The following is a 1,496-nucleotide window of genomic DNA, read 5'->3' as shown; positions in this document are numbered from 1 at the left end:
TCTCATCACTCATCATTATATAGAATTAAGAGTGTTAAATGAAGATGAAGCAGAAAAACTTTGCAAAGAAATAAATGATATTAATAGTTCTTATTTTAAAACCATTCTTTTGATGCTAAGTTTTCCTTATTATTTAGATAAAGATGAGCAAAGTTATCAAAAAGCTCAAGAAAAAAATCCAACTATAATCAGAATACAACCCATAGCTGATGCCTTAAATATAAAAATAGAAATCAACGAATGCTTTCTTGCTAGGAATGGAGAAGTTTTAAAAAATAAAGAAATTTATGTTTATAACCATCGCTTTGATAGAGTAGTAGCAAAGGCTATGAGTGATGATGAAGGTAAAATAGTATTTGAAAATGTTTATGTGGGTAAAGAAAATACTATAGATAAAATAAGCTTTATTATAGACAGAGAAAATTTCAATGAAGACAATTTTTATGAAAGTGTTTTAAAATACGCTCCAATGTTTAATGTCCAAAAAAAGCATAAACAAAAAGGACAAGCTTTAATTGATAAGATGTTTTTTAGCTTCACTTATACACAAGAAATAATGCAAGATAATGAGGTGTTAAAACTAGAAGTTTTAAAAAATAATTTTAATATTATTTTTGATTATAAGGTAAGAAAACAAGAAGAATCCTATAAAAATTATATCGTTTTATCTTATTTGGTTTTTGATATCAAAGAAGATATGGAAGAATATATACGCCATATTACTATAGAAAATAGAGCTTTTTGTGGATTAGAATTTTTAGGTCGTGGATGGAAAAATCAATACAGCATTAAAGACGAGTGGAGAGATAAGGGTGTAGTATTTTTTGCTTATTTTAATTCTCAAAAATTTACCCCTTATAACAAAATAGCTTTCATCGATAAGCCTATAGTTATTTTAGATATAGAAAAATTTGATAAAGAAGATGTGTTAAAAGATATAAAATTTCATTTTAAAACTCTTGCTAAAGCCTATAAAATTTTTGTAATAGATTTGGATACCAATACTCAAATGCAAGAAAAAAAATCCATTGTTAATAATATAAAAAAGAATACCCAAAACTTGGAATTACTTTATTTACAATTTAAACTTTTTGATGATAAAGATATAAATAAATGCAAAGTACAATACTTTTACAATGAAAACAAATATGCCAATAAAGAAATGAAACTGATAGAATATTGCAAAAAGCAACTTTTTTCACTTAATAGTGAAAATCCTATTCATAAAAATAAAAACTCGTTTGATATGGAAGTGCCTTTTGTAAGTATTTCTTTTGGATCTTTGATTTATGATAAAGAAAGACTGGCTAAAAAAGGAGTAAGGCAAATTTTTGGAATAAAATTAGCAACAGTCTGCTGGAAATATTTTTATGAAAAATGATTTTAGATAATTAAAGGATACTCTAAAACTCTACCCTCCTCTTTTCTATAAAACTCATATTCTAAAAATAAAAATTTTATTTTACTCATATATGTTAAAATAAATTAACCAAAAC

1 protein-coding gene is annotated in these 1,496 nt (G+C 24.7%); it reads left to right on the top strand.

Annotated features, from left to right (window positions below; all coding sequences use genetic code 11):
* Positions 1-1,381, top strand: a 1,381-nt coding sequence (locus tag H2280_RS08290) for a hypothetical protein (protein WP_337216242.1), incomplete at its 5' end; no start/stop codon positions are given.
* Between the last annotated feature and the right edge of the window lie 115 nt (positions 1,382-1,496).

The sequence above is a fragment of the Campylobacter sp. 2457A genome, assembly GCF_020135895.1.
Lineage (GTDB): Bacteria > Campylobacterota > Campylobacteria > Campylobacterales > Campylobacteraceae > Campylobacter_D > Campylobacter_D taeniopygiae.
Note: the sequence above shows the minus strand (reverse complement) of the source record. Positions and strands in the feature narration are given on the sequence as shown.